Origin of the sequence: Mesorhizobium sp. B1-1-5, from assembly GCF_006443065.1 — a bacterium.
Lineage (GTDB): Bacteria > Pseudomonadota > Alphaproteobacteria > Rhizobiales > Rhizobiaceae > Mesorhizobium.
The window spans coordinates 33,412-54,952 of sequence record NZ_VFWS01000003.1 but is presented as its reverse complement, the minus strand read 5'-3'; the positions used below and the strand labels follow the sequence as shown (position 1 = coordinate 54,952).

Annotated in this window: 26 protein-coding genes; 7 read left to right on the top strand and 19 right to left on the bottom strand. The window is 63.3% G+C overall.

The features are described from left to right. Positions 1-82: 82 nt before the first annotated feature. Positions 83-286, top strand: a complete 204-nt coding sequence (locus FJ980_RS02040) for a type II toxin-antitoxin system HicB family antitoxin (protein WP_140541292.1) — start codon at positions 83-85, stop codon at positions 284-286. Continuing rightward, the gene (locus FJ980_RS02035; RefSeq protein ID WP_140541291.1) at positions 283-489 is read left to right on the top strand and encodes a type II toxin-antitoxin system HicA family toxin; all 207 of its coding nucleotides are present in this window, start codon (positions 283-285) and stop codon (positions 487-489) included. The genes FJ980_RS02040 and FJ980_RS02035 overlap by 4 nt, the downstream gene beginning before the upstream one ends. Positions 490-495: 6 nt before the next feature. Here the strand turns inward: FJ980_RS02035 and FJ980_RS02030 are convergent, their stop codons facing one another. The 18 genes from FJ980_RS02030 to FJ980_RS01935 all read right to left on the bottom strand — a co-directional run bounded on the left by FJ980_RS02030 (position 496) and on the right by FJ980_RS01935 (position 16,791). Further along, positions 496-1,245 carry an ABC transporter permease gene (locus FJ980_RS02030; protein ID WP_140541290.1) on the bottom strand — a complete coding sequence of 250 codons (750 nt, stop codon included), beginning with the start codon at positions 1,243-1,245 and terminating at the stop codon, positions 496-498. Next, the gene (locus tag FJ980_RS02025; protein WP_140541289.1) at positions 1,242-2,180 is read right to left on the bottom strand and encodes an ABC transporter ATP-binding protein; all 939 of its coding nucleotides are present in this window, start codon (positions 2,178-2,180) and stop codon (positions 1,242-1,244) included. The genes FJ980_RS02030 and FJ980_RS02025 overlap by 4 nt, the downstream gene beginning before the upstream one ends. Further along, positions 2,177-3,340: an ABC transporter permease gene (locus tag FJ980_RS02020; RefSeq protein WP_140541288.1), complete on the bottom strand. Its 1,164-nt coding sequence runs from the start codon at positions 3,338-3,340 to the stop codon at positions 2,177-2,179. The genes FJ980_RS02025 and FJ980_RS02020 overlap by 4 nt, the downstream gene beginning before the upstream one ends. A 215-nt stretch (positions 3,341-3,555) precedes the next feature. Then, on the bottom strand, positions 3,556-4,467 hold the full coding sequence (locus tag FJ980_RS02010; RefSeq protein WP_140541286.1) for an ABC transporter substrate-binding protein: 912 nt from the start codon (positions 4,465-4,467) through the stop codon (positions 3,556-3,558). 159 nt (positions 4,468-4,626) lie between these two features. Further along, positions 4,627-5,838: an MFS transporter gene (locus FJ980_RS02005; protein ID WP_140541373.1), complete on the bottom strand. Its 1,212-nt coding sequence runs from the start codon at positions 5,836-5,838 to the stop codon at positions 4,627-4,629. 8 nt (positions 5,839-5,846) lie between these two features. Continuing rightward, entirely contained in the window at positions 5,847-6,341 is a 495-nt protein-coding gene (nusB, locus tag FJ980_RS02000; protein WP_140541285.1) for a transcription antitermination factor NusB, read from the bottom strand. Then, complete coding sequence (locus tag FJ980_RS01995) at positions 6,338-6,832, bottom strand: 6,7-dimethyl-8-ribityllumazine synthase (RefSeq protein WP_140541284.1); 495 nt, start codon at positions 6,830-6,832, stop codon at positions 6,338-6,340. Before FJ980_RS01995 ends, nusB begins: the two co-directional genes overlap by 4 nt. Before the next feature lie 254 nt (positions 6,833-7,086). After that, complete coding sequence (locus FJ980_RS01985) at positions 7,087-7,599, bottom strand: GNAT family N-acetyltransferase (protein ID WP_140541283.1); 513 nt, start codon at positions 7,597-7,599, stop codon at positions 7,087-7,089. 2 nt (positions 7,600-7,601) lie between these two features. After that, positions 7,602-7,901: a DUF1778 domain-containing protein gene (locus FJ980_RS01980; RefSeq protein ID WP_140541372.1), complete on the bottom strand. Its 300-nt coding sequence runs from the start codon at positions 7,899-7,901 to the stop codon at positions 7,602-7,604. Positions 7,902-7,958: 57 nt separating this feature from the next. Beyond that, positions 7,959-8,576, bottom strand: coding sequence for a riboflavin synthase (locus FJ980_RS01975; RefSeq protein ID WP_140541282.1), 618 nt, complete (start codon positions 8,574-8,576; stop codon positions 7,959-7,961). A gap of 61 nt (positions 8,577-8,637) precedes the next feature. Further along, positions 8,638-9,765, bottom strand: a complete 1,128-nt coding sequence (ribD, locus tag FJ980_RS01970; RefSeq protein WP_181181078.1) for a bifunctional diaminohydroxyphosphoribosylaminopyrimidine deaminase/5-amino-6-(5-phosphoribosylamino)uracil reductase RibD — start codon at positions 9,763-9,765, stop codon at positions 8,638-8,640. A gap of 2 nt (positions 9,766-9,767) precedes the next feature. Continuing rightward, positions 9,768-10,247, bottom strand: coding sequence for a transcriptional regulator NrdR (nrdR, locus tag FJ980_RS01965; protein WP_140541281.1), 480 nt, complete (start codon positions 10,245-10,247; stop codon positions 9,768-9,770). A gap of 141 nt (positions 10,248-10,388) precedes the next feature. Further along, entirely contained in the window at positions 10,389-10,979 is a 591-nt protein-coding gene (locus FJ980_RS01960) for a hypothetical protein (RefSeq protein WP_246676279.1), read from the bottom strand. A 73-nt stretch (positions 10,980-11,052) separates the two neighbouring features. Then, entirely contained in the window at positions 11,053-12,366 is a 1,314-nt protein-coding gene (glyA, locus tag FJ980_RS01955; RefSeq protein ID WP_140541280.1) for a serine hydroxymethyltransferase, read from the bottom strand. A gap of 419 nt (positions 12,367-12,785) precedes the next feature. Next, positions 12,786-14,039: a L,D-transpeptidase family protein gene (locus FJ980_RS01950; protein ID WP_140541279.1), complete on the bottom strand. Its 1,254-nt coding sequence runs from the start codon at positions 14,037-14,039 to the stop codon at positions 12,786-12,788. 473 nt (positions 14,040-14,512) lie between these two features. After that, complete coding sequence (locus FJ980_RS01945) at positions 14,513-15,028, bottom strand: MarR family winged helix-turn-helix transcriptional regulator (protein WP_040983294.1); 516 nt, start codon at positions 15,026-15,028, stop codon at positions 14,513-14,515. 300 nt (positions 15,029-15,328) lie between these two features. Beyond that, positions 15,329-15,751: a DUF6163 family protein gene (locus tag FJ980_RS01940; protein ID WP_140541278.1), complete on the bottom strand. Its 423-nt coding sequence runs from the start codon at positions 15,749-15,751 to the stop codon at positions 15,329-15,331. Continuing rightward, on the bottom strand, positions 15,748-16,791 hold the full coding sequence (locus FJ980_RS01935) for an enoyl-CoA hydratase/isomerase family protein (RefSeq protein ID WP_140541277.1): 1,044 nt from the start codon (positions 16,789-16,791) through the stop codon (positions 15,748-15,750). Before FJ980_RS01935 ends, FJ980_RS01940 begins: the two co-directional genes overlap by 4 nt. A gap of 177 nt (positions 16,792-16,968) precedes the next feature. Here FJ980_RS01935 and FJ980_RS01930 point away from each other — a divergent pair, with 177 nt between their 5' ends. The 5 genes from FJ980_RS01930 to FJ980_RS01910 all read left to right on the top strand — a co-directional run bounded on the left by FJ980_RS01930 (position 16,969) and on the right by FJ980_RS01910 (position 20,439). Further along, entirely contained in the window at positions 16,969-17,781 is an 813-nt protein-coding gene (locus FJ980_RS01930) for a DUF2066 domain-containing protein (protein WP_140541276.1), read from the top strand. 82 nt (positions 17,782-17,863) lie between these two features. Then, positions 17,864-18,895 (top strand): porphobilinogen synthase, encoded by a 1,032-nt coding sequence (gene hemB / locus FJ980_RS01925; RefSeq protein WP_140541275.1) that lies wholly within the window; start codon positions 17,864-17,866, stop codon positions 18,893-18,895. 50 nt (positions 18,896-18,945) lie between these two features. After that, positions 18,946-19,242 (top strand): nucleotidyltransferase domain-containing protein, encoded by a 297-nt coding sequence (locus FJ980_RS01920; RefSeq protein WP_140541274.1) that lies wholly within the window; start codon positions 18,946-18,948, stop codon positions 19,240-19,242. Continuing rightward, positions 19,242-19,601 (top strand): HepT-like ribonuclease domain-containing protein, encoded by a 360-nt coding sequence (locus FJ980_RS01915; RefSeq protein ID WP_140541273.1) that lies wholly within the window; start codon positions 19,242-19,244, stop codon positions 19,599-19,601. Before FJ980_RS01920 ends, FJ980_RS01915 begins: the two co-directional genes overlap by 1 nt. Before the next feature lie 193 nt (positions 19,602-19,794). Then, on the top strand, positions 19,795-20,439 hold the full coding sequence (locus FJ980_RS01910) for a dihydrofolate reductase family protein (RefSeq protein ID WP_140541272.1): 645 nt from the start codon (positions 19,795-19,797) through the stop codon (positions 20,437-20,439). Between the two features lie 181 nt (positions 20,440-20,620). On the opposite strand, the gene ppk2 is transcribed toward FJ980_RS01910, so the two are convergent. Beyond that, positions 20,621-21,541 (bottom strand): polyphosphate kinase 2, encoded by a 921-nt coding sequence (gene ppk2 / locus FJ980_RS01905; RefSeq protein ID WP_140541271.1) that lies wholly within the window; start codon positions 21,539-21,541, stop codon positions 20,621-20,623.

Genomic DNA, 21,541 nt, shown 5'->3' with positions numbered 1-21,541 from the left:
TCATATGCCTCAAGGGGCTGGAGCGTTCGCTTTGCAAATACTCATTGTGAGCATATCTTCCAGGCAAGACAGGAGTTGATCGATGAAATTCAAGGCTATCGTCCACGAAGCCGAGGAGGGTGGATTCTGGGCTGAGGTCCCGGCCATCCCCGGATGCGCGACTCAGGGAGAAACCTTGGACGAGCTTCTGGCAAACCTGCGTGAGGCCATTGAGGGCTGCCTTTCTGTCGACCTGCCATCGTCATTCACTTCTGAGCCAGGCAGGATAGTGGAAATCGCCGTTTGAAGCCCATTTCCGGCAAGGACCTTGCCCGTATTGTCGAGCGGCAAGGCTGGCTGCTTCTGCGCATTGCCGGAAGCCATCACATCTATGGAAAGGAGGGAAGCATCGTACGTCTCTCCATTCCGATACATGGCAACAAGCCTCTCAAGACCGGCCTCCTGCGACATCTTTTGAAGATGGCGCAAATCGACGAAAACGACGTTTGAGGGCAGCTACTGCGCCCCCTGCCCCATACGCCGCGCAGCGTAGCGTTCGATCGCCGACAGGCCGTCATAGATCAACACGGCTAGCGCGGCGACAATCAGGCCGCCCTGCAGCACGAAGGCAAGGTTGTTCGAGATTAGGCCGGCGATGATCACCTCGCCGAGCGTCTTGGCGGCTACCGTCGAGCCGATGGTCGCGGTGGCGAGGCTTATGACCACCGAGAGCCGGATACCGCCGAGGATCACCGGCGCGCTCAGCGGCAGCTCGACCTTCATCAGCCTTTGCCAGCCGGTCATGCCTGCGCCGCGCGCCGCTTCCATCACGTTGCCGGGCAGCGCGGTGAGCGCCGTCAGCGCATTCTCGAAGATCGGCAGCAGGCCGTAGAGGAAGAGCGCGATCAGCGTCGGCTTCTCGCCGAAGCCGACGGCCGGCACGGCAAGCGCCAGCACCGCAACCGGCGGGAAGGTCTGGCCGATATTGACCAGGCTGCGCGACAAGGGCAGGAACTCGGCGCCTGCCGGCCTGGTGACCAGGATGGCTAAAGCCACGGCCACGATCGTCGCCGCCACCGTCGCCATCAGCACGATCCGCAGATGCTGCAATGTCAGCGTCAGCAGGCTGCCCTGGTTGTAGATCGCCGGCGCGCCATTCTCGGTCAGCGGTTTCAGCAGCGGCTCGAACCAGTTCGGGCTGGTGATGAAGACCGCCAACAGCAAGAGGACAGCCAGCCTCAGCAGCGCGGGCAGCCAGGCTTTCATTGCGGCCTCGCCGCGCGTTTGACCAGGCCTTCGACGGTGACGCGGCCAAGCAGCTTGCCGTCGGCGCCTTTCACCGGCAGCGCCGGGCGGCCCGACCACAAGAGCTCGGCCAGGGCGTCGCGCTGCGTGGCTTCGCCGGGGATCGCCTCGCCTTCGGCACCGCCGGGCTCCACCGCATCGCGCACAGGCCCGAGCGACAGCAGCCGGAACGGCCTTTCGCTGGCGCCGACCAGTGTCTCGACAAAGCCGTTTGCCGGCCTGGCCAGAATCTCCGCCGGTCTTGCGTATTGCACCAGCTTGCCGGCATCCATGACGGCTATTTTGTCGCCTAGATGCACGGCCTCTTCCATGTCGTGGGTGACGAGGATGATGGTGGTGCCGAAGCGCTTCTGGATCGCCAGCAGGTCCTCTTGCGCCTTGGTGCGGATGATCGGATCCAGCGCGCCGAAGGGCTCATCCATCAAAAGCACGTTGGGCTCGGCGGCCAAAGCGCGGGCAACGCCGACGCGCTGCTGCTGGCCGCCGGAAAGCTCGTGCGGGTAACGCGGGCCATATGCCTGGGGGTCGAGCTGGTAGAGCGTCATCAACTCGTCGACACGGGCCTTGATGCGATCCCTGTCCCAGCCGAGCAGCAACGGCACGGTGGCGATATTCTGCGCCACCGTGCGATGCGGAAACAGGCCGTGGCCCTGGATGGCGTAGCCGATGCTGCGGCGCAGCTGATAGCCGGGCACCGAGCGGTTGTCGGCGCCGTCGAGCTTGACGACGCCGGCGCTCGGCTCGACCAGCCGGTTGATCATCCTGAGCAGCGTCGTCTTGCCGGATCCCGACGTGCCGACAATGGTGGCGATGGTTCGCGGCTCGATGACCATCGAAACATTATCGACCACCGTCGTTTCGTCATAGCGCTTGGTGATGCCTTCGATCTCGATCATGCCGTTTCAACCCTGCGCTTGGTGGCGGTCATCTCGATGACGGCGTCGAGGATGATCGCCGCAGCAAAGGCCAGCGCCACGGTCGGCAGCGCGCCGAGCAGCACCAGATCCATCGCCGTCTGGCCGACACCCTGGAAAACGAACACGCCGAAGCCGCCGCCGCCGATCAGCGCGGCGATAGTGGCAAGCCCGATGTTCTGAACAAGCACGATGCGGATGCCGGTCAGGATCACCGGAAAGGCGAGCGGGAATTCGACCTCGAAGAGGCGCTGGCGATCGGTCATGCCCATGCCGCGCGCGGCATCGTTGGCGGCGCGTGGCACGCCGGCGAGTCCCACCACGGTGTTGGCCACCACCGGCAGGAGGGAATATAGGAAGAGGGCAACAAAAGCCGGCGCGGTGCCGATGCCCCTGATGCCGACCGCGGCGGCACCCGGCACATGCACGGCGACCCAGCCGAGCGGCGCGATCAGCAAACCGAAGAGCGCGATCGACGGAATGGTCTGGATGATGTTGAGCACATTGAGCACCCCTGCCCGCAACTTCTCGACGCGATGGCACAAGATGCCGAGCGGAATGCCGACGATCACCGCGCCGGCCAGCGAGCCAAGCGCCAGCGTGACGTGCTTGGAAGCTTCGGCCCAGAAACTGTCGGCGCGGCTGGCGTATTCCTTGAGGATGGAAAGACTGTCCCAACGTCCCGAAACGAGCAACGCGGCAATGGCTAAAGCGGCCAGCACGAGCACGCCGACGCGCGCCCAGGGCGACAGGTTGAGCCGGGTCAACACGTCCGCGAGAAGCAAGGTGAAGGCAAAGATCAGCAGCCAGAAACCGGAGGCCGGCGAGACGCGAGCGAACGTATTGCCGGCGGGCGTCAGAAAACCGCCGGCAACACCGATAAGGACCGATAGCGCGACCAGCGCCAGGACGCCGGCGATCAGCCTGAGCACAAGGGGCGTCCTGAGCAGGGCGACGATCGCGACCGCTATCACTATCGCCAGCAATAGCATGCCAAGCATGGACGGCAGCGCTTCTAGGATCGAGCGCGCCTGCCCGGGCACGATACGGTTGGCGCGGAACGTGGCGAACGGGGCGAGGAACGTGGCATAGGCCACGATCGCGGCAATGACGACGCCGAGCTTGTCGAGGCGCAGGGTCATGACGCGCGTTTGCGCGAGGCGCCCCCCTCTGGCCTACCGGCCATCTCCCCATCTGCGGGGGAGATCAGATGTCGCGTGGGCCTTCGCCAATCACCAAGGCCGGAGAAGGGAGCGAGGCGCAGCAACTGCCAATCTCCCCTCTTGAGGGGGAGATGTCCGGCAAAACAGAGGGGGGCGCCTCGCAACGACTTCTCGCTTTTCAAGGCGGGCTTATCTTACTTCAAAAACCCGTTCTTCTTAAGGAAATCCTCCGCCACGCCCTTCGCCGGCTCGCCGCCCAGCTGAACGCGGCCGTTGAGCTCCTGCAACGTGACGAGATCGAGCTTGGCGAAGACCGGCTTCAGCAGCGCCTCGATTTCGGGATGCTGCTTCAGGACCTGTTCGCGGATGATCGGTGCGGGCTGATAGACGGGCTGCACAGCCTTGTCGTCCTCGAGCACGACGAGGCCGGAAGGCTGGATGCCGCCATCGGTACCGTAGACCATGGCGGCATTGGCGCCGTTGGTCTGGTTGGCGGCGGCTGCGATGGTCGCGGCGGTATCGCCACCGGAGAGCGTGATCAGCTGGTCCGGCTTCAGCGTGAAGCCGTATGTCGTCTGGAAGGCCGGGAGCGCCGCCGCCGAATTGACGAACTCGGCGGAGGCCGCCAGCACAACCTTGCCACCGCCCGCGACGTATTTGCCGAAGTCGGTCAAGGTGACGAGCTTGTTCTCGTCGGCCACTTCCTTGCGCAGCGCGATCGCCCAGGTGTTGTTGGCCGGCGACGGCGACAGCCAGACAATCTTGTTGGCGTCATAGTCGAGCTTCTTGGCGGTTTCGTAGGCCTTGGCGGCGTCCTTCCAGACAGGATCGTCGGCCTTCTGAAAGAAGAAGGCGGCATTGCCGGTATATTCGGGATAGATGTCGATCTCGCCGGCGGTGATCGCCTTGCGCACCACGGGCGTCGCGCCGAGCTGGATGCGGTCCGTCGTCTTGATGTTGTTGGCGTTGAGCACGAGCTGGATGATGTTGCCCAGCACCCCGCCTTCGGTATCGATCTTCGACGAGACGACCACCTGGGCGCTGGCCGAGGCCGTCGCAATGCCGAGAGCGACGGCTGCTACGGCGAGCTTTCGGATTGAAAACATTGTGAAAATCCCTTGCTGTGGACCGATTAATCGGTGGCCGCATGTGAGCACGGCTATAACGGCCAGTCGGGGTACACGGTTTCATAATTGAGGGGATCAGCGCAATATCTTTGTTCCCCACGCCAGGGAAGCGCGGCAGGCAGTCCCGACAGCGTGATGTCAGCTGGCGGCGCGCAAGCCCGTCAGCTTCAGGGTCCCGAGCGCCAGGAAGCAGAGCGCGACGACCGGGAAGACGATCCAGTTCAGCATAGTCCAGCCCCACGCATTGTAGATCGCGCCCGACATCAGCGAAGCGAATGCGACGGAGCCGAACAGGACGAAGTCGTGGAAACCCTGGACCTTGCTCTTCTCGGAGGGCCGGTAGCTGGCCGCGACCATTGCGGTGGCGCCGATGAAACCGAAATTCCAGCCGAGCCCGAGCAGGATCAGCGCCGTCCAGAACTGCCAGAGCGCCAAACCGGAAAGCGCCACGGCAGCACAGCCGATCAGCAGGACAAGGCCGGTGGCGACGATGCGTTCGGCGCCGAAGCGATGGATCAGCGAGCCGGTGAAGAAGCTCGGCCCGAACATGGCCATGACGTGCCACGAAATGCCAAGAGTGGCATTGTCTTCCGACAGGCCGCAGCCGACCATGGCGAGCGGCGCGCCGGTCATGACGAAGCTCATCAGCGCGTAGCTGCCGACGGTGCAGAACAATGCGGCGATGAAACGCGGCTGAGCGACGATTTCAATCAGCGGGCGGGCATCGCTTGCAGCAGCTTCAGTGACGGCGCCGGTCCGGGAGGAAACCCGCAGGAACGACAGGATGAGCGCGCCAACCGCCGCCAGGGGCAGGATCGAGACGAAGGACCCGGCAAACATCACCGGAGCCAGCAATTCACGCGTGTAGATGACGATCTGCGGCCCGAGGACGGCGGTGATGATGCCGCCCGCCAGCACGAAGGAGATGGCGCGCGCCTTGAACTCGGGCGGCGCGTTGTCGGCGGCGGCGAAGCGGAATTGCTGGACGAAAGCGCCGCCGGCGCCGATGACGCAGAGGCCGAAGGCGAACAGCCAGAAGCTTGCCTGATAGAGCGCAAGCGTCGCGATCAGGCCGCCGAGCGCGGTAACGATGGTGCCGGTCATGAAGCCGCCGCGATGGCCAAGGCTGCGGATGATGGCGGCGGCCGGCAAGGACCCGAGCGCCACGCCAAGATTGAAGCCGGTGACCGGCGCCGTCGCCAGCGACTTGTCCGGGCCGAGCAGATATTGGCCGGCAAGCGCGCCGAGCGAAATGGCGATCGGAGCTGCCGAACCGACAATCGCCTGCGCAGCGGCAAGCAGCACCGCCGTGCGGCGCCCTTCCCTGCCGGTCTCGGCGATCGCGGCCATTGCGGTCGTCACGAAGCGTCCTTGCCTCGCCCCTCGCCGCGAACCCGGCGCGAGACGCGATCGAGGACGGCGTTGACCAGCTTCGGCTCGTCTTCCTCGTAAAAGGCTTTTGCGATGTCGACATACTCGGAGACGATGACGGCCACCGGCACGTCCTCGCGCTTCATCAATTCGTAGACGCCGGCGCGCAGGATGGCGCGCAGCGTCGAATCCAGCCGCGACAGCGGCCAATCCTCGGTCAGCGCCTGGCGGATGACGGGATCGATGGTCTTCTGGTTCTCGACGACGCCGGTCAGGATGGCGCGGAACCATTGCGCGTCAGCCTCGCGGTAAAGCGCGCCGTCGACTTCCTTGCCGAGGCGGAAGGTCTCGTATTCGGCCGTGATCTCGAAGACGCCGCTGCCGGCCACATCCATCTGATAAAGCGCCTGGACGGCGGCAAGACGGGCAGCCCCACGCTTATTGGCGTGGCGCGCCGCTCCGGTCGAGGCGGGATCGCTCACGATTGGGCTCCGAATTTTTCTTTGAGGGCGATCATGGTCAGCGCCGCGCGTGCGGCGAAGCCGCCCTTGTCGCCTTCCGTCTTGCGCGCGCGCGTCCATGCCTGCGCGTCGTTCTCGGTGGTCAGAATGCCGTTGCCGATCGCGATCGCCTCCTGCACCGAAAGGTCCATCAGCGCGCGGCTCGATTCATTGGCGACGATGTCGAAATGATAGGTGTCGCCACGGACGACGGTGCCGAGCGCAACAAAACCGTCGTAATGCGTGCCGCCTTCGGCCGCGCCATCGAGCGCGAAGGTGATGACAGCAGGTATTTCGAGCGAGCCGGGAACCGTCACCACGTCATAGGTGGCGCCGGCCTCCTCGAGCGCGCCGGTCGCGCCTTCGAGCAGGGCGTCGGCGAGATCGTCGTGAAAGCGCGCTTCGACAATGAGCAGATGCGCCTTCGCCTTCGGGCGAATGAACGCTTTGCCATGTTGGGATGTGCCAGCCATAAAAGTCTCCGGGGGGTTGCCGGTGACTTAGGCCGAAGCCGTGTTGACCGCAAGCGGAAGATTGGCGGGGTGCCGCTTGGTCTATCGCATCTTTATCCGAGGCGGTGGAAGCGGACAGCTGGTACCCAGGCTTTCAGCCCAGACAAGAACGGCTCCGTGATCCACCACACGGCTGGCATCCACATCGGCCATTGCTTCGCGGGTCAGCCGTTCTTTGAGCTTGGAATTCTCACCCTCCGTTGGAGTTCCCTTTCTCATCTGAACAGTTCCGCGATATCGGCCATCGGCCTAAATAGTTTCATCGGCTGATCCGGAAATGGCAAAAAACTTTCTCGCTGATAGAACCGGCGCGCGTTCCCGTCCTTTGCATTAACGATTACCGCAAACGCAGCAATCTCACTGCGGAGAGATCGAAGCAGGGCATCGGCCAGGAGGTATCGGCCATAACCCCGGCCCTGTTGCCGTCGATCTACCGCTAGGCGCCCGAGCAGCGTCGCCGGAATCAGCGGATAACGCGGCAGCTTGCGGACCGTCTCAACAGGCCATTCACCGACACTCACCGCAGTCGATGAGAGGGTATAGTAGCCTGCAATAGCTCCGTCCGGCATGACCAGCACGAACGGTGCTGCAATGTTCTTGCGAGCGTCTTGTCCGGCCTGCATTCGAAGATATCGATCAAGTGGCTCTACGCCGCATTCGAACGAGTTTCTGTCGTGCTGCGAACCGAGCACCTCAACTCGCAAAGAGGCCTCGGTCGAGCCCGTCACCCTCAGATGCCAGTGGCTTGGCGATACCGACGCACCGTATCGCGCAGGCGATCGTTCACTGGTTTTGGATTGACTAGAGCATCCACGAATGCCCTGCTGTCGCTGACAGATAGTTCAAGGCGCTGGTGCTCTTCGATGGCCCGGCGGGCAGCCTCCTGGACGCTGCTCAGCACGAAGTCAGTCACGGTGCGGCCTTGCAGCGCTGCAGCACGCTCAATCAGGCTCTTCTGATCCGCAGTGATGCGAGCTTCTAGGCGTTCACCACGGGCGCGATTGCGAGGTGGATGTGCATGTACCGTCATCATCGTTTCTCCTGAAGACAATGTACGGCCAATGGCCGGCAACTTCAAGGCCTGTCCTCAAAGCCCCTCTTTCGCTGCCTCGGCCAGGCGCGCGGCATAGCGGGCCATGGTGTCGATCTCGATGTTGACGCGGTCGCCGGCCTGGCGCTCGCCCCAGGTGGTGACGCTCAGCGAGTGATGGATGAGGAGCACGTCGAAGCGGGTCGCTTCGACCTTGTTGACGGTGAGCGAGTTGCCGTCGAGCGCGACCGATCCTTTGGGCGCGATGAACTTCGCCAGATTGCGTGGCGCCTCCAGCGTGAAGCGCACGGCATCGCCCTCTTCCTTGCGCTCGACGATTTCGGCGGTGCCGTCGACATGTCCGGAGACGATGTGGCCGCCGAGTTCGTCGCCGATCTTCAGCGCGCGTTCGAGATTTATCCTGGTGCCGGGCTTCCAACTCGACGCGGTGGTCAGCCTCAGCGCTTCCTCCCAGGCCTCGACCTCAAACCAGCGCGCATTCGAGCCGTGCTCGGGCAGCGCCGTGACCGTCAGGCAAACGCCGCCGCAAGAGATCGAGGCGCCGATCGCGATGGTCTCGGGATCATAGGCGGTGTCGATGCGCAGGCCGACGCCTTCCGCCAGCGGCTTCACCGAAGCGATAGCGCCCACATCCGTGACAATTCCTGTAAACATCAGAGAGCGTCTTTCGTTTTGACCATGATCTCGCACAAAAACCGGTTCCCACTTTTCGCGATCATGGTCTTACCCATTCGGCATAGCTGTCCTCGCCAAACCGCATGTCGCGCAATTTGCGAAAGCCTGCCGGGATATGGTCGGCGTCGATGGGCGATGCAATCCCATCCTCGCCGATTGCCTCCGGCCCCTGGAACAGGACGATGCGGTCGACCAGGTCTTCCTCCAGGAAGGCCTTGGCCACCCTGGCACCGCCTTCGACCAAAACGCTTGCCATCCCGAGCGCGGCAAGGTCTTCCAGCAATTCCGGCAGAGCGACGAAGCCATCATAGGTTTCGGTGCCGATGAAGCGCACGCCGGCGCGTTCGAGCGCTGCCCGCCGATGCGGATCGGCCTCCAGGCAAGCGGCGACATAGAGCGGCACGCGGTCGACGCCGGACACCAGCCTGGACGTCTCCGGCAACCGGATCTGCCGATCGAGGATGATACGCGCCGGCGAACGGTTCTCCAGCCCGGGCAGGCGCACGGTCAGCGCCGGGTCGTCCTCGAGCGCGGTGCCGATGCCGATCAGGATGGCGTCCGCCTCGGCGCGCATCAGATAGACATCGCGCCGGGCGATCTCGCCGGTGATGGCGACCTGTCCGGCGCCTTTGCGGCCGATCTTGCCGTCGCTCGAAAGCGCAAGCTTCAGAGTCACTTCCGGGCGTTTTTTCAGAGAACGAGTCAGATAGCCGGCCATCTGCTCGGCGGCCTCGGCGGCCAGTACTTTCTCCACCACCTCGACACCGGCGGCGCGCAGGATGGCGTAGCCCTTGCCGGAGACGCGCGGATCGGGATCGCTGGCCGCGCCGACGACGCGCGCTATGCCGGCATTGACCAGCGCGTTGGCGCAGGGCGGCGTGCGGCCGTGATGGGCGCAGGGCTCCAAAGTGACGTAAGCCGTGGCACCCCGCGCAAGCTCGCCGGCCTCGGCCAGCGCTTCGGTCTCGGCATGGGGGCGGCCGCCCACGGCCGTCACGCCGGTGCCGACAATCATCGGGCCGGCGCCGTCGTCGCGCACGATGATGGTGCCGACGGAAGGGTTGGTGGAGGTGCGGCCGGCATTGCGGCGCGACAGCCTGATGGCCGCGGCCACGAAACGGCGATCAAGGGCCGCCTGCGCGGCCTCATCCAGTCGCTGTCCCACCATGATCAGCCGGCGTCCTCTTCGGTCTTCTCCTCGTCGCCTTTCAATTCGCCCAGCAGCTCGTGAAAATCCTTGGCCTCGCGGAAATTGCGATAGACGGAGGCGAAGCGGACATAGGCGACGTCATCGAGCGACTTCAGCGCCTCCATGACCAGCCGGCCGACCTCGCCCGAAGCGACCTCGGTTTCGCCGGAGCTTTCGAGCTGGCGCACGATGCCGGTGACGGCGCGGTCGATACGCTCGGGGTCGACATTGCGCTTGCGCACCGCGATCTCGACCGAGCGCAGCAGCTTGTCGCGGTCGAACGGCACCTTGCGGCCGGACTTCTTGACAACCACAAGGTCACGCAATTGCACGCGTTCGAAGGTGGTGAAACGACCACCGCAGTCAGGACAGACGCGGCGCCTGCGGATGGCCGCGCCATCCTCGGCGGGACGCGAATCCTTCACCTGCGTATCTTCGGACTGGCAATAGGGACAACGCATGGGAAGCTTTCGGTTTGGCGATTCTGTAGGATACCGGAAGGCTTAGTTCGTTTTGCCGCTATAGCAAAGCGCGGAGCCTTTCTATCAGAGATAGCGAGGCGCAAGAACAATTGCCAGCGCCCTACCCCAAGGCCGGCAGCGTCAGGGCGCGACGTCCTTGGTCGAAAACCCGCAGGACGTGCCGAGGTTGCGATAGGCCTTGGTGAAGCCGTCCATTGGGATGCTGGCGACGGCCTGCTTGCCGAAGACCACATCGAGCGAGGTGACCTTGCGCATGGCGCGCAGCAAGGCCAGGCTGGTCTTGGCCTGGTTGTCGACCATCCAGCTCGGACGGCCGCCGGCGGCCGCGTTGGAGGAGACCGTCGCGGCGATCTTCACGCCGGGGTCGCCGAAGGTCGCGGCGATCTTGTCGCCGGTCGGCAAGGTCTTGTTGTCGACGATGAACATGATGGTCGGATACGCATCCGGCGGCAGCGCGTCGCCCGTCGAGATCGACAGCGTCAGGGAGCCCGCATTGCCGGCGCCGTCGAGGAAGGCCGTGGAGGCGGCGCAGGTCTTGTGCGCGTCCTGGCCGGTATCGAGCGTATCGATGATGGTGGTCCACCTGCCGAAGGTATTGGTGGCGGGCAGATCAGCATCCGGCTTGGTTTCGTCCTGAGCCATCGCGGCGGAGGTGGCGAAGGCGGCAAGCGGGCCAAGCAAGGCCGCGGCGAGACGGGAAGTACGCATCATCGGATCTCCAGTAAGCCGCGCCGCCCAGAGGAGCGGCGCGAGCGCAGGATAAAAGATGACGCGTGGCGCCCGGTCAACCGAGATAGGGATAGAGCGGGAAGCGATCGGTCAGCGCCGTGACCTTGGCCTTCACAGCGGCCTCGACCGCTGCGTTGCCCTCATCGGAATTCGCCGCTTTCAGCCCGTCCAGCACCTCCGCGATCAGCTTGCCGATCTCGCGGAACTCGGCCTGGCCGAAGCCGCGCGTGGTACCCGCCGGCGTGCCGAGGCGCACGCCAGAGGTGACGAAGGGCTTTTCCGGATCGAACGGAATGCCGTTCTTGTTGCAGGTGATGTTGGCGCGGCCAAGGGCTGCTGCCGCGCGCTTGCCGGTGGCGTTCTTCGGACGAAGGTCGACCAGCATCAGGTGATTGTCGGTGCCGCCCGAGACGATGTCGAGGCCAGTCTCCTGCAAGCTGGAGGCCAGCGCCTTGGCATTGGCGACGATGCTTTCGGCATAGGCCTTGAAGCTCGGCTTCAGCGCTTCGCCGAGCGCCACCGCCTTGGCGGCGATGACATGCATCAGCGGTCCGCCCTGCAGGCCCGGGAACACCGCCGAGTTCATCTTCTTGGCGATTTCCTCGTCATTGCACAGGATCATGCCGCCGCGCGGGCCGCGCAGCGACTTGTGGGTCGTCGTGGTCACGACATGGGCGTGGGGCAGCGGCGACGGATGCATGCCGCCGGCAACGAGGCCGGCGATATGCGCCATGTCGACCATGAGATAGGCGCCGATCGAATCGGCGATCTCACGGAAACGCTTCCAATCCCAGATACGCGAATAGGCGGTGCCGCCGGCCAGGATCAGCTTCGGCTTCGTCTCATGCGCGGTCTTCTCGATCGCGTCCATATCGAGCAAATGGTCGTCCTTGCGTACGCCGTAGGAGACGACCTTGAACCACTTGCCGCTCATGTTGACCGGCGAGCCGTGGGTGAGATGGCCGCCCGAATTCAGGTCGAGGCCCATGAACGTGTCGCCGGGCTGCAGCAGCGCCAGAAACACTGCCTGATTCATCTGGCTGCCCGAGTTCGGCTGGACGTTGGCGAAGTTGCAGCCGAACAGCTTCTTCGCGCGCTCGATGGCCAGTTCCTCGGCCACGTCGACGAACTGGCAGCCGCCATAGTAGCGCTTGCCCGGGTAGCCCTCAGCATATTTGTTCGTCATGATCGAGCCTTGCGCCTCGAGCACGGCGCGCGACACGATGTTTTCGGAAGCGATCAGCTCGATCTCATGGCGCTGGCGGCCGAGCTCGTTGCGGATGGAGCCGAAGATTTCCGGATCGGCATCGGCAAGCGTGGTCTCGAAGAAGGATTCGAATTTGCTGGAGGCTGCCGCGGCATTAGACATGGCTTGCTTTCCCTTGGGGCCGGAGGTCTGCGAGTTCGCCGCGCATTAACACAGTTGTTTTCGGCCCGCCACGTTTGCGGCGCGAAATTTGCTGGCCGGTTTGCGTCAAGCCAAGCCTGGCGGGTGCTAATCGCGCGGTTCGCGGCTTCAGCAGCGCCTCTGAGAAGGTGATTTCGGTGAACAGCTTGCGCGCCGTATGGTCGTTGATGTCGCCTCGGCGAAGCATCGCCCCGCAGTTCGGCGCGCTCGGCCTCGATGCCGGCATGGCTTAAGCCCAGTTCGATCGCTGATTCAATCCGATGCGCAATCGAAGGCGCGCCGTCCAGCGCCGAGGCTGTCGTTCTGCTTGCTGGCAGTTGCGGCTGATCCGACCAAAAAGACCGCTACAAGAGCGGCCTTTTTCTTTTTAGATCAGGCACTTAAAGCGCAGAGCTGATCTGCAGCTCGGCGGCGCCGTCGAGGCCGTAAATGTCGTCGCGGAACTGCACGACGCCCGGAGCGGTCGACCATGCCGACAGATAGAGGAAGTGAACCGGCACCGGGTTGACGACCTGGATCGGCGTGTTCTCGCCGGTCTTGATCGCCGCCTCGAAATGCTGGCGGTCCCAGCCGGGCGTGTCGCGCAGGATCCAGGTGACGAGATCGCGCACGTTCTGGACGCGCACGCAGCCCGAGGAATCGAAGCGCATCAGCTTGCCGAACAGGCTCTGCTGCGGCGTGTCGTGCATGTAGACGCCGTCCGGGCTCGGGAAGTTGATCTTGACCGAGGCCATCGCGTTGTTGTTGCCCGGGTCCTGGCGGAAACGGTATTTCGCGGCGTCGTCCGTCGACCAGTCGATGGTCATCGGATCGACCTCGCTGCCGTCCGGCGCGAACAGGCGGATGTGGCTGTCCTTGAGGTAGTTCGGGTCCTTCCGCATCAGCGGAATGATGTCCTTGCGCACGATCGAGACCGGCGCGTTCCAGTATGGATTGACGATGATCTCGTTGATCTTCGAGTTCACGATCGGCGTCTGGCGGTCGATCTTGCCGACGATCGCGGTATGGCGAAGCACGACACGGTCGTTCTCGACGGCTTCGATCTGGGCGCCCGGAATGTCGACCAGCACGTAGCGGTCGCCCAGCGTGCCGGCCTTTTCCTTCAGGCGCTGCAGATTGGTCTGCAACTGGCCGAGCCGGATCTGCGCCGAGACGTTCATTGCCGTATAAGTGTATTTGCCCATGGCGCCGTCGGCCGGCAGGCCGTGCCGGAGCTGGAAGCGCTTAACCGCCGAGTCGACATAGGAATCGAAGGCCGTCGAAATGCCGGCGCTCTGCGGCAGGTCGCCCGAGACCATCAGGCGCTTGCGCAGCGGGACGACATCCGGATCGTCGACGCCGAGCTGCAATTTCTTGGTCGCCGGAACCTGTTCCCAGCCGCCCTGGGAGACGATGTTCTGATACTGCGCCACCGCCTGCTCGGTGAAGGCGACCGTCTGCTGGCTGAAGATCGGCAGCGTTGAGGCGACCTTGCTTGTGTTGTTGGCGCGGGCGTCGAACTGGTCGTCCCAATTGCCGCGCGTCGAGGACTTGAGGATATCCCCGACCACATCCTGCGCGCTGGCATGGCCGGCGACAACAGCGGCGGCGAGCGCGGAGGCTCCAGTGAGGAAGAAACGGCGGCTGGTTCTCATGGCAGACATTCTTGGCTATTCGCTCTCGCTCAATTCGCTTGCCGGGCGGCTTGTCCGCACTCTAGGGGTGGCGAACTTAACAATTCGCCAACCATGACCCACATCGTCGGCCGCCAGAAACGCGCTGCCGCCACGCAGGTTCCAAGGAGCGCAAGGCACAGGCCCGCAGCGTCACTCACAAATCGCATTGACCGCGATTATGGCGGCAACGTGGCCTTGGCCCGCGATTTGCCTGCGGCGGCACGGTGAAAGAAAAGGCAGCGATGCTTTTTTGCATCGGCGGCAACGCCGGCGCGTCCTTGCGAAGTAAGCACCCTGCCCTTCAGGCGCGGAGCTTCAATGCGCAGAGCGAACTCCCGCAGATGCCTGCCTTCGCAAAAAGAATAGGACCGGTGCGCTTCAGCACCGGTCCCGTACTCTTCTCCCGGTCGCGCTTCTTCGGCGCGGCTTTCCCGTCCCCAATTTCGAAGCGCTTACATCCGGTAAGCGATCGTATCGTTCCAGAAGCGATCGAGGCGCTGCAGCGCGCGGTTCATCTGCTTGAACTCGTCGGTGTTGATGCCGCCGACCGCCTCGATCGAGCCGACATGGCGCTCGTAGAGGCCGGCGACGACGTCGGCCACCTCGTTGCCCTTCGGCGTCAGCGAGACGCGGACCGAACGGCGGTCGATGCGCGAACGCTGGTGGTTGATGAAGCCGAGGTCGACCAGCTTCTTTAGATTGTAGGAGACGTTCGAGCCGAGATAATAGCCACGCGAGCGCAGCTCGCCGGCGGTCAGCTCGGAGTTGCCGATGTTGAAGAGCAGCAGCGCCTGGATGGCGTTGATGTCGGAACGGCCGTTGCGGTCGAACTCGTCCTTGATCACGTCAAGCAGGCGGCGGTGCAGACGCTCCACCAGCTGCAGCGATTCCATGTAAAGCGAGCGGATAGCCTCGCGGCGATCGTCGGATACGTTTGCGGTCTTCGCCGCCGGACGCGAATTGATCATTGTCTTTGCCTCTCGTTTGTCGCCTTGGTGATTTTTTGTTTTTCACCTTGATCGCGACACTATCGAATACTCATAAAATTCGACTTAAACGCCAGGGCTAACAAGAGCTTACCGGTAAGAGGTTTCGGAAGACGCTTAACGATCGGTCACCCGAGCAAGAACAATTAACCTAAAGATTAGCCAATGGATCTTGCAGTGAAACGGGGCCGCGAGATCGGCCCCGAAGGCCGGCCCTCGGCCGGCTTTATGGGTGGAGCATGATGTCGTCCGAAAACCGCTTCACACTTTTCGGCATCACGCTCACTGGCGGAGCCGGCGCTTCTGCAGCCAGATGGTGACCCGAAAGACGATGTAGAGCAAGGCCACGCAGGCGTGCGATACGACGATTAGCAGCCGATTGCCGAAGAGATCGGGGAAACCGGCATACATCACCGTCTCGGTCGCGGCGCAGATGAACCAGATCACCGGACCCCACGACGCCAGCATCCAGAGGCCGGCGGCGGCGAAGGGAAAGAACACCGCGAGCATCGCTGCCGCCACCTGCCAGTGCACCGGCATCAGGTCGAAGCGCCACAGCTCGCCCGGATAAATGCCGATGAGGCGGATCCAATAGAGGATGCCGAACAACAGGCAGTAGCCGGCGATGACGCGCTGGAACCAGGCGAAGATGACCTCGGTGGTCGATGGCTGCAGCACCACGCGCCTGGAGGTGACCTCGCTCACAGGACAAGCTCCTTGTCCCCGAGCGGCGCGAAATAGGCGTCGATGTCGGCCGTCCGGACCTCATCCAGTCCTGCCGGCCGCCACGCGGGCTTCGAGCCCTTGTCGATGATGGCGGCGCGGATGCCTTCATAGAAATCGTGGCCGGCAAGCATGCGGTTGAGGATGCGGAATTCCATCTTCATGCATTCGTCCATCGACAACGTCGAGCCGGCGCTGATCTCGCGCCAGGCGACGTGGAGGCTGGTCGGCGAACGGGTCTTGATCGTGGCAAGCGTCCTGGCGGCGAAAGCGTCGCCGGCGGCGGCCTCGTCGAGGCTGGCGATGATATCGGCAAGCGAGCTTTGCGAAAAATGGCGCGCGATCGAATCCAGGTCCTGCTGGTCCGTCTCGCGTTTTGCCGGCACGAAGAAATCGCGCAGCTCGGCATTCGGATCGTTGCTGGTCGCCAACTCATCGAGCAATCCCGCCTGGGCCTGCGCCTTGATGGTGTGCGTGGCAAGCCCAGACCACAGCGCATCGCCGTAGCGGATGCGATTTCCCGTCAATCCGAGATACATGCCGAAGGAGCCGCCCAGATCCGGCAGCAAATGGCTGGCGCCGACATCCGGGAAAAAGCCGATGCCGACCTCCGGCATGGCGAACTGCGCGTTCTCGGTCAGCACCCGATGCGAGCCGTGGAAAGAGATGCCGACGCCGCCGCCCATGACGATGCCGTCGATCAAAGCGATATAAGGTTTCTGGAAGCGGGCGATGCGGGCATTGAGCCGGTACTCGTCGGCGAAGAAATCGACCGGAGGTTCGCCGGCGCGGCCGGCCTCGTAGATGTGCAGGATATCGCCGCCGGCGGAAAACGCCCTGCCCTCGGCCTTGACGACGACGACACCGACGCCCGTGTCCTCCTCCCAGGCGTCGAGCGCCCTGCCGAGCGCCTTGACCATATCGTGCGTGACGGCGTTGAGCGCCTTGGGTCGGGTCAAAGTGACCACACCCGCCTTGCCCAGCCGCTCGAAGCGGATCTCGTCGCCTCCGCCAAAATCCATCACCAGAGAATCCCTCTCTCCGCCCGCCGGGGGAGAGAAGTGCTAAAGGCGGCACGGAGACGCGTCAATGGCGACGGTTACTGGGGAGCGCTCCTTGCGCTGGCGGGCGGCAGCGCCAGGTGTTAGGTAACCGGCAAAGCACTGTGCCCGCGCCCGACAGGTTTCGAGCAGATCGACATGCCTGGAATTTTCCGCTTCGCGATTGGATTGGTCGGTCTCCTATGTCTGGGACTGCCGGTCCGCGCCGCGCCAATCGCCGAGCTCTACCAGGCGCAGGCGATCGTCACCGGCACTGGCGAGGCAAATCGCGAGATCGGCTTCAAAGATTGCCTCGACAAGGTGCTGGTCAAGGTCTCGGGCGACCAGCGCCTGACGCAGAAGACGGAGATGCTGGCTCTGCGCGACAAGGCGGCCGACTTCGTGCAGTCCTTCCGCTATCACGACCGACTCGAAGGCATCCCGATCCATGACGAGCAAGGCACACATGACAGGCCGCATGATCTCACCTGCCTCTACAAGCCGGCTGTCATCGACAAGCTCCTGGCGCAGCTCGGCAGCAGGCCTTGGCTCGGCGAGCGGCCGCCTATCGCCGTCTTCATGACCGCCGAGCAGGGCCCGCGGCATTTTATGCTGACGCAAGACGAGCAGCGCGGCGACGCGATGCGCGAATCCTTCGCCAATGCTGCCGGTCCGCTGCTGATGCGCGTCACCTTTCCAAAGGCCGGGCAGCTTGGCGGCCTGGATGAAAAGGCGCTTTCCGGGGCCGATATGGCAAGACTCGACAAGCTCGCAAAAAAAGCGGAAGCGGCCCGAGCGCTGGCCGGCAGCATCGTGTGGAGCGACAAGGACCTAGGCTGGATCGCCGACTGGCGGCTGGCCGATCGCGGCAAGACCTATCGCTGGCAGGCGCGCGGCGTCAGCTTCGACGAGGCCTTCCGGGTCGCGGTCAGGGGCGCGGCGCAGATCCTGTCAGGACACGGGCCGCCGTGAGGCGCGTGCCTGGCACAATCGTGTCGCATTGGTCAGCGGCGGAGACGCGTGGTAAAAGCCGGCGCAAAAGAGAGTTTCGGCGATGAACAAATTCACTCCCGCAAAGCCCGCCGGCGCGCGCAGCGTCGACGAGATCACCGGCAGCCGGCGGCTGCGACGCATGCGCAAGGCCGACTGGTCGCGACGGCTGGTGCAGGAGAACCAGCTTTCGGTGAACGACCTGATCTGGCCGATCTTCGTCATCGACGGCAAGAACACGCGCGAGCCTATCGCCGCGATGCCCGACGTCTATCGCCTTTCCATCGACCTCGCGGTGAAGGAAGCCGAGCGCGCGGCCAGGCTGGGCATCCCGGCCATCGCCACTTTCCCCAATGTCGAGCTTGCGCTGCGCGACCAGACGGGATCGCACATCCTCGACCCCGACAATGTCATCAACCGCGCCACGCGCGCCATCAAGGACGCGGTGCCGGAGATCGGCATCATCACCGATGCCGCGCTCGATCCGTTCACCAGCCACGGCCATGACGGCATCCTGCGCGACGGCATCATCGTCAATGACGAGACGGTGGAGCAGGTCGCCGCCGCGGCCGTCATCCAGGCGGCGGCGGGCGCCGACATCATCGCGCCGTCCGACATGATGGACGGCCGCATCGGCGCCATCCGCGACGCGCTCGACGCCAACGGTTTCCAGGACGTGGCGATCATGTCCTACGCGACGAAGTTCGCCTCGGCCTTCTACGGACCGTACCGCGAGGCGGTCGGCACCGCCGGCCTGCTCAAGGGCGACAAGAAAACCTACTATATCGACCACGCCAATTCCGACGAGGCCGTGCGCGAGGCCGAGCAGGACCTCGCCGAAGGCGCCGACATGCTGATGGTCAAGCCCGGCCTGCCCTATCTCGACATCATCCGCCGGCTGAAGGACGAGCTGCGGATGCCGACCTTCGCCTATCAGGTGTCGGGCGAATATTCGATGATCAAGGCCGCGGCCGCCAATGGCTGGATCGACGGCGAAAAGGCGATGCTGGAATCGCTGCTTGCGCTGAAGCGGGCGGGTTGTGACGGCGTGCTCACCTATTTCGCGCCGGTGGTGGCGGAGATGCTGAGGGGTTAGGGCTCGCCTCGCGATTTTGGAATTCTAACGAGATCCGTTAGAATGGACCCATGAGCTGGAACGAAGTGATCGAACGGTTGCAGAAGAACGCAGATGCCATCAGAGGCATGGGCGCGACTTCGCTTTATCTGTTTGGGTCGGCCGCGCGCGGCGACGCACGTTCGGACAGCGATCTTGATCTCTTCATAGACTACGATCCGGCGCGACGCTTTTCCTTGATCGACCTCGTCGGCATCAAACAATTTCTCGAAGAGAAAATGTCGGCCGAAATCGACATTACTACGCGGGATAGCCTTCATCCGATGTTGAAAGCTGATATCGAACGATCGGCCGTGCGTATATTTTGATGGCTCCGCGTCGGATCAAGCCGATCCTCGCCGAGATCGTTGCGGCTCTGGATGGTATCGATGCTGCGACGACCGGCAAGACGCTGGAAGATTTCCGTAGTGATTGGCTGCTCCGCCACGGCATCGAGCGCGGTATCGAGATTATTTCCGAAGCCACCCGGCACATTCCTGACGATCTAATCGCTCTTGCCCCAGAAATTTCCTGGAAACAGGTTCGTGGCATAGGCAACATCCTGCGTCATGAATATCACAAGACTTCCGAAGCCATTGTCTGGGCTGTCGTGACAGACAACTTGCCGGCGCTACGCGTTGCCATTGAACGCATCCTTGATGCAGCCGACCGAGAGTTGCCCAGCTAATCGCGTTTCTCGACGAAAATTGCGACGGCATCCCTTACCGCCTTTCGCACCAATATTCCCGGGCAGCTACCATTCCTGCGACGATCCCCGACAATGCCCGACTCGATCGTGCCAGAAAATACCGCTTGCATTTTGCAATCAGTCAAGCTACTCCAAAACTGATTTCAAATTACAATTGGTTTAGGAGGCAGCCATGTCCAAGTTGCGTGTCAACGCTTTCACCTTGTCGCTCGACGGTTACGGCGCCGGTCCCGACCAAAGCCTCGACACACCGCTGGGCGTCGGCGGCGAAAATCTGCACAAATGGATGATCAAGACCCGCTCTTTCCACCAGATGATCGGCAAGGATGGCGGGACCACGGATACCGACAACGATTTTGCGGTCCGCAGCTTCGAGCATGTCGGCGCGTGGATCCTCGGCCGCAACATGTTCGCGCCGAGCCGCGGCGAATGGCCGGACGACAAATGGAAAGGCTGGTGGGGCGACAACCCGCCCTATCATGTTCCGACTTTCGTGCTGACGCACCACAAACGCGCACCGATCGAGATGGAAGGCGGCACGACTTTTTACTTCGTTACTGACGGCATCCATTCGGCGCTCGAACAGGCGAAGGCAGCGGCCGGCGGCAAGGATGTGCGGGTCGGCGGCGGCGTTTCGACTGTACGGGAGTATCTCGAGGAGACGCTGATCGACGAGATGCATCTGGCCATCTCGCCTATCCTGCTCGGCTCAGGTGAGCATCTGTTCGCCGGGCTCGACATGCTGAAGCTGGGGTATCAGTGCACGGAACAGGTTGCGACCTCCGATGCGACGCATGTGATGGTTGGGCGGGCGTAGGCCAGGCTTCTCCTTCTCCCCTTGTGGGAGAAGGTGGCCTCGCGAAGCGAGGTCGGATGAGGGGTACTCCAGCTTGGCAACGAGCTGGAAATCGTCACCGCCTCATTTCTTCCAACACCCCTCATCCGTCTCGGCGCTGCGCGCCGATCCACCTTCTCCCACAAGGGGAGAAGGAGGGCGCTCAATACTTCTCCGGCACGTAGAGTTCGCGCGGCAGCACCTGGCGTTCATATTGCGGGTTGAAGACGCGCTCCGGCAGCGTGATTTCCTCGTGCGGAACCTCCTCATAGGGCATCTGCTGCAACAGATGGTCGATGCAGTTCAGCCGCGCCCGCTTCTTGTCGTTGCCCTCGACGATGAACCAGGGCGCTTCCGGAATGTTGGTGCGGGCGAAGGTCTCTTCCTTGGCCTTGGTGTACTGCTCCCAGCGCACGCGCGACTGCAGGTCCATGGGCGAGAGCTTCCACTGCTTCATCGGATCGTGGATGCGCATCAGGAAGCGCATCTGCTGCTCCTCGTCGGTGATCGAGAACCAGTATTTCACCAGGGTGATGCCGGAACGGACCAGCATGCGCTCGAATTCGGGCACGTCGCGGAAGAACTCCTCGACTTGGTCCCCATTGGCAAAGCCCATCACCCGCTCGACGCCGGAGCGGTTGTACCAGGAGCGGTCGAACAGCACGATCTCGCCGCCCGCCGGCAGATGCGGCACGTAGCGCTGGAAATACCATTGCGACTTCTCGCGCTCGGTCGGCGCCGGCAACGCCACGACACGGGCGATGCGCGGATTGAGCCGCTGCGTGATGCGCTTGATGACGCCGCCCTTGCCGGCGGAATCGCGGCCTTCGAAGACCACCACCAGCTTCTTCTTGTGGTAGGCGACCCAGGACTGCAGCTTGATCAGCTCCGACTGCAGCCTGAGCAGCTCGCGAAAATAGGTCATGCGCTCGATGGAGGGCGGATGCGACTTCTTGTAGATCTTGGCGATCTCGAGCGAGAGCGCCGGCTCGGACAGCTCCAGCTCATAGTCCTCGTCGAGCGTATCCTCGAGCTCGGCCTCCAGCCAGTCCTTGGCCCCGGAATTCGGTTTCAGTTCATTCAT

Excerpts from the sequence above, each read along its gene's own strand:
- FJ980_RS01935 (WP_140541277.1), bottom strand. The coding sequence starts at position 16,791 with ATGGATTTTGGCGGAGGCGACGAGATCCGCTTCGAGCGGCTGGGCAAG.
- glyA (WP_140541280.1), bottom strand. The coding sequence starts at position 12,366 with ATGTCTAATGCCGCGGCAGCCTCCAGCAAATTCGAATCCTTCTTCGAG.
- FJ980_RS01975 (WP_140541282.1), bottom strand. The coding sequence starts at position 8,576 with ATGTTTACAGGAATTGTCACGGATGTGGGCGCTATCGCTTCGGTGAAG.
- FJ980_RS02020 (WP_140541288.1), bottom strand. The coding sequence starts at position 3,340 with ATGACCCTGCGCCTCGACAAGCTCGGCGTCGTCATTGCCGCGATCGTG.
- ppk2 (WP_140541271.1), bottom strand. The coding sequence starts at position 21,541 with ATGAATGAACTGAAACCGAATTCCGGGGCCAAGGACTGGCTGGAGGCC.
- FJ980_RS02010 (WP_140541286.1), bottom strand. The coding sequence starts at position 4,467 with ATGTTTTCAATCCGAAAGCTCGCCGTAGCAGCCGTCGCTCTCGGCATT.
- FJ980_RS01930 (WP_140541276.1), top strand. The coding sequence starts at position 16,969 with ATGCCTGGAATTTTCCGCTTCGCGATTGGATTGGTCGGTCTCCTATGT.
- FJ980_RS01915 (WP_140541273.1), top strand. The coding sequence starts at position 19,242 with ATGGCTCCGCGTCGGATCAAGCCGATCCTCGCCGAGATCGTTGCGGCT.
- FJ980_RS01960 (WP_246676279.1), bottom strand. The coding sequence starts at position 10,979 with ATGATGCGTACTTCCCGTCTCGCCGCGGCCTTGCTTGGCCCGCTTGCC.
- hemB (WP_140541275.1), top strand. The coding sequence starts at position 17,864 with ATGAACAAATTCACTCCCGCAAAGCCCGCCGGCGCGCGCAGCGTCGAC.
- FJ980_RS02005 (WP_140541373.1), bottom strand. The coding sequence starts at position 5,838 with ATGGCCGCGATCGCCGAGACCGGCAGGGAAGGGCGCCGCACGGCGGTG.
- FJ980_RS01995 (WP_140541284.1), bottom strand. The coding sequence starts at position 6,832 with ATGGCTGGCACATCCCAACATGGCAAAGCGTTCATTCGCCCGAAGGCG.
- FJ980_RS01950 (WP_140541279.1), bottom strand. The coding sequence starts at position 14,039 with ATGAGAACCAGCCGCCGTTTCTTCCTCACTGGAGCCTCCGCGCTCGCC.
- FJ980_RS02025 (WP_140541289.1), bottom strand. The coding sequence starts at position 2,180 with ATGATCGAGATCGAAGGCATCACCAAGCGCTATGACGAAACGACGGTG.
- FJ980_RS02030 (WP_140541290.1), bottom strand. The coding sequence starts at position 1,245 with ATGAAAGCCTGGCTGCCCGCGCTGCTGAGGCTGGCTGTCCTCTTGCTG.
- nrdR (WP_140541281.1), bottom strand. The coding sequence starts at position 10,247 with ATGCGTTGTCCCTATTGCCAGTCCGAAGATACGCAGGTGAAGGATTCG.
- FJ980_RS01910 (WP_140541272.1), top strand. The coding sequence starts at position 19,795 with ATGTCCAAGTTGCGTGTCAACGCTTTCACCTTGTCGCTCGACGGTTAC.
- FJ980_RS02040 (WP_140541292.1), top strand. The coding sequence starts at position 83 with ATGAAATTCAAGGCTATCGTCCACGAAGCCGAGGAGGGTGGATTCTGG.
- FJ980_RS01980 (WP_140541372.1), bottom strand. The coding sequence starts at position 7,901 with ATGACGGTACATGCACATCCACCTCGCAATCGCGCCCGTGGTGAACGC.
- ribD (WP_181181078.1), bottom strand. The coding sequence starts at position 9,765 with ATGGTGGGACAGCGACTGGATGAGGCCGCGCAGGCGGCCCTTGATCGC.
- FJ980_RS01920 (WP_140541274.1), top strand. The coding sequence starts at position 18,946 with ATGAGCTGGAACGAAGTGATCGAACGGTTGCAGAAGAACGCAGATGCC.
- FJ980_RS01945 (WP_040983294.1), bottom strand. The coding sequence starts at position 15,028 with ATGATCAATTCGCGTCCGGCGGCGAAGACCGCAAACGTATCCGACGAT.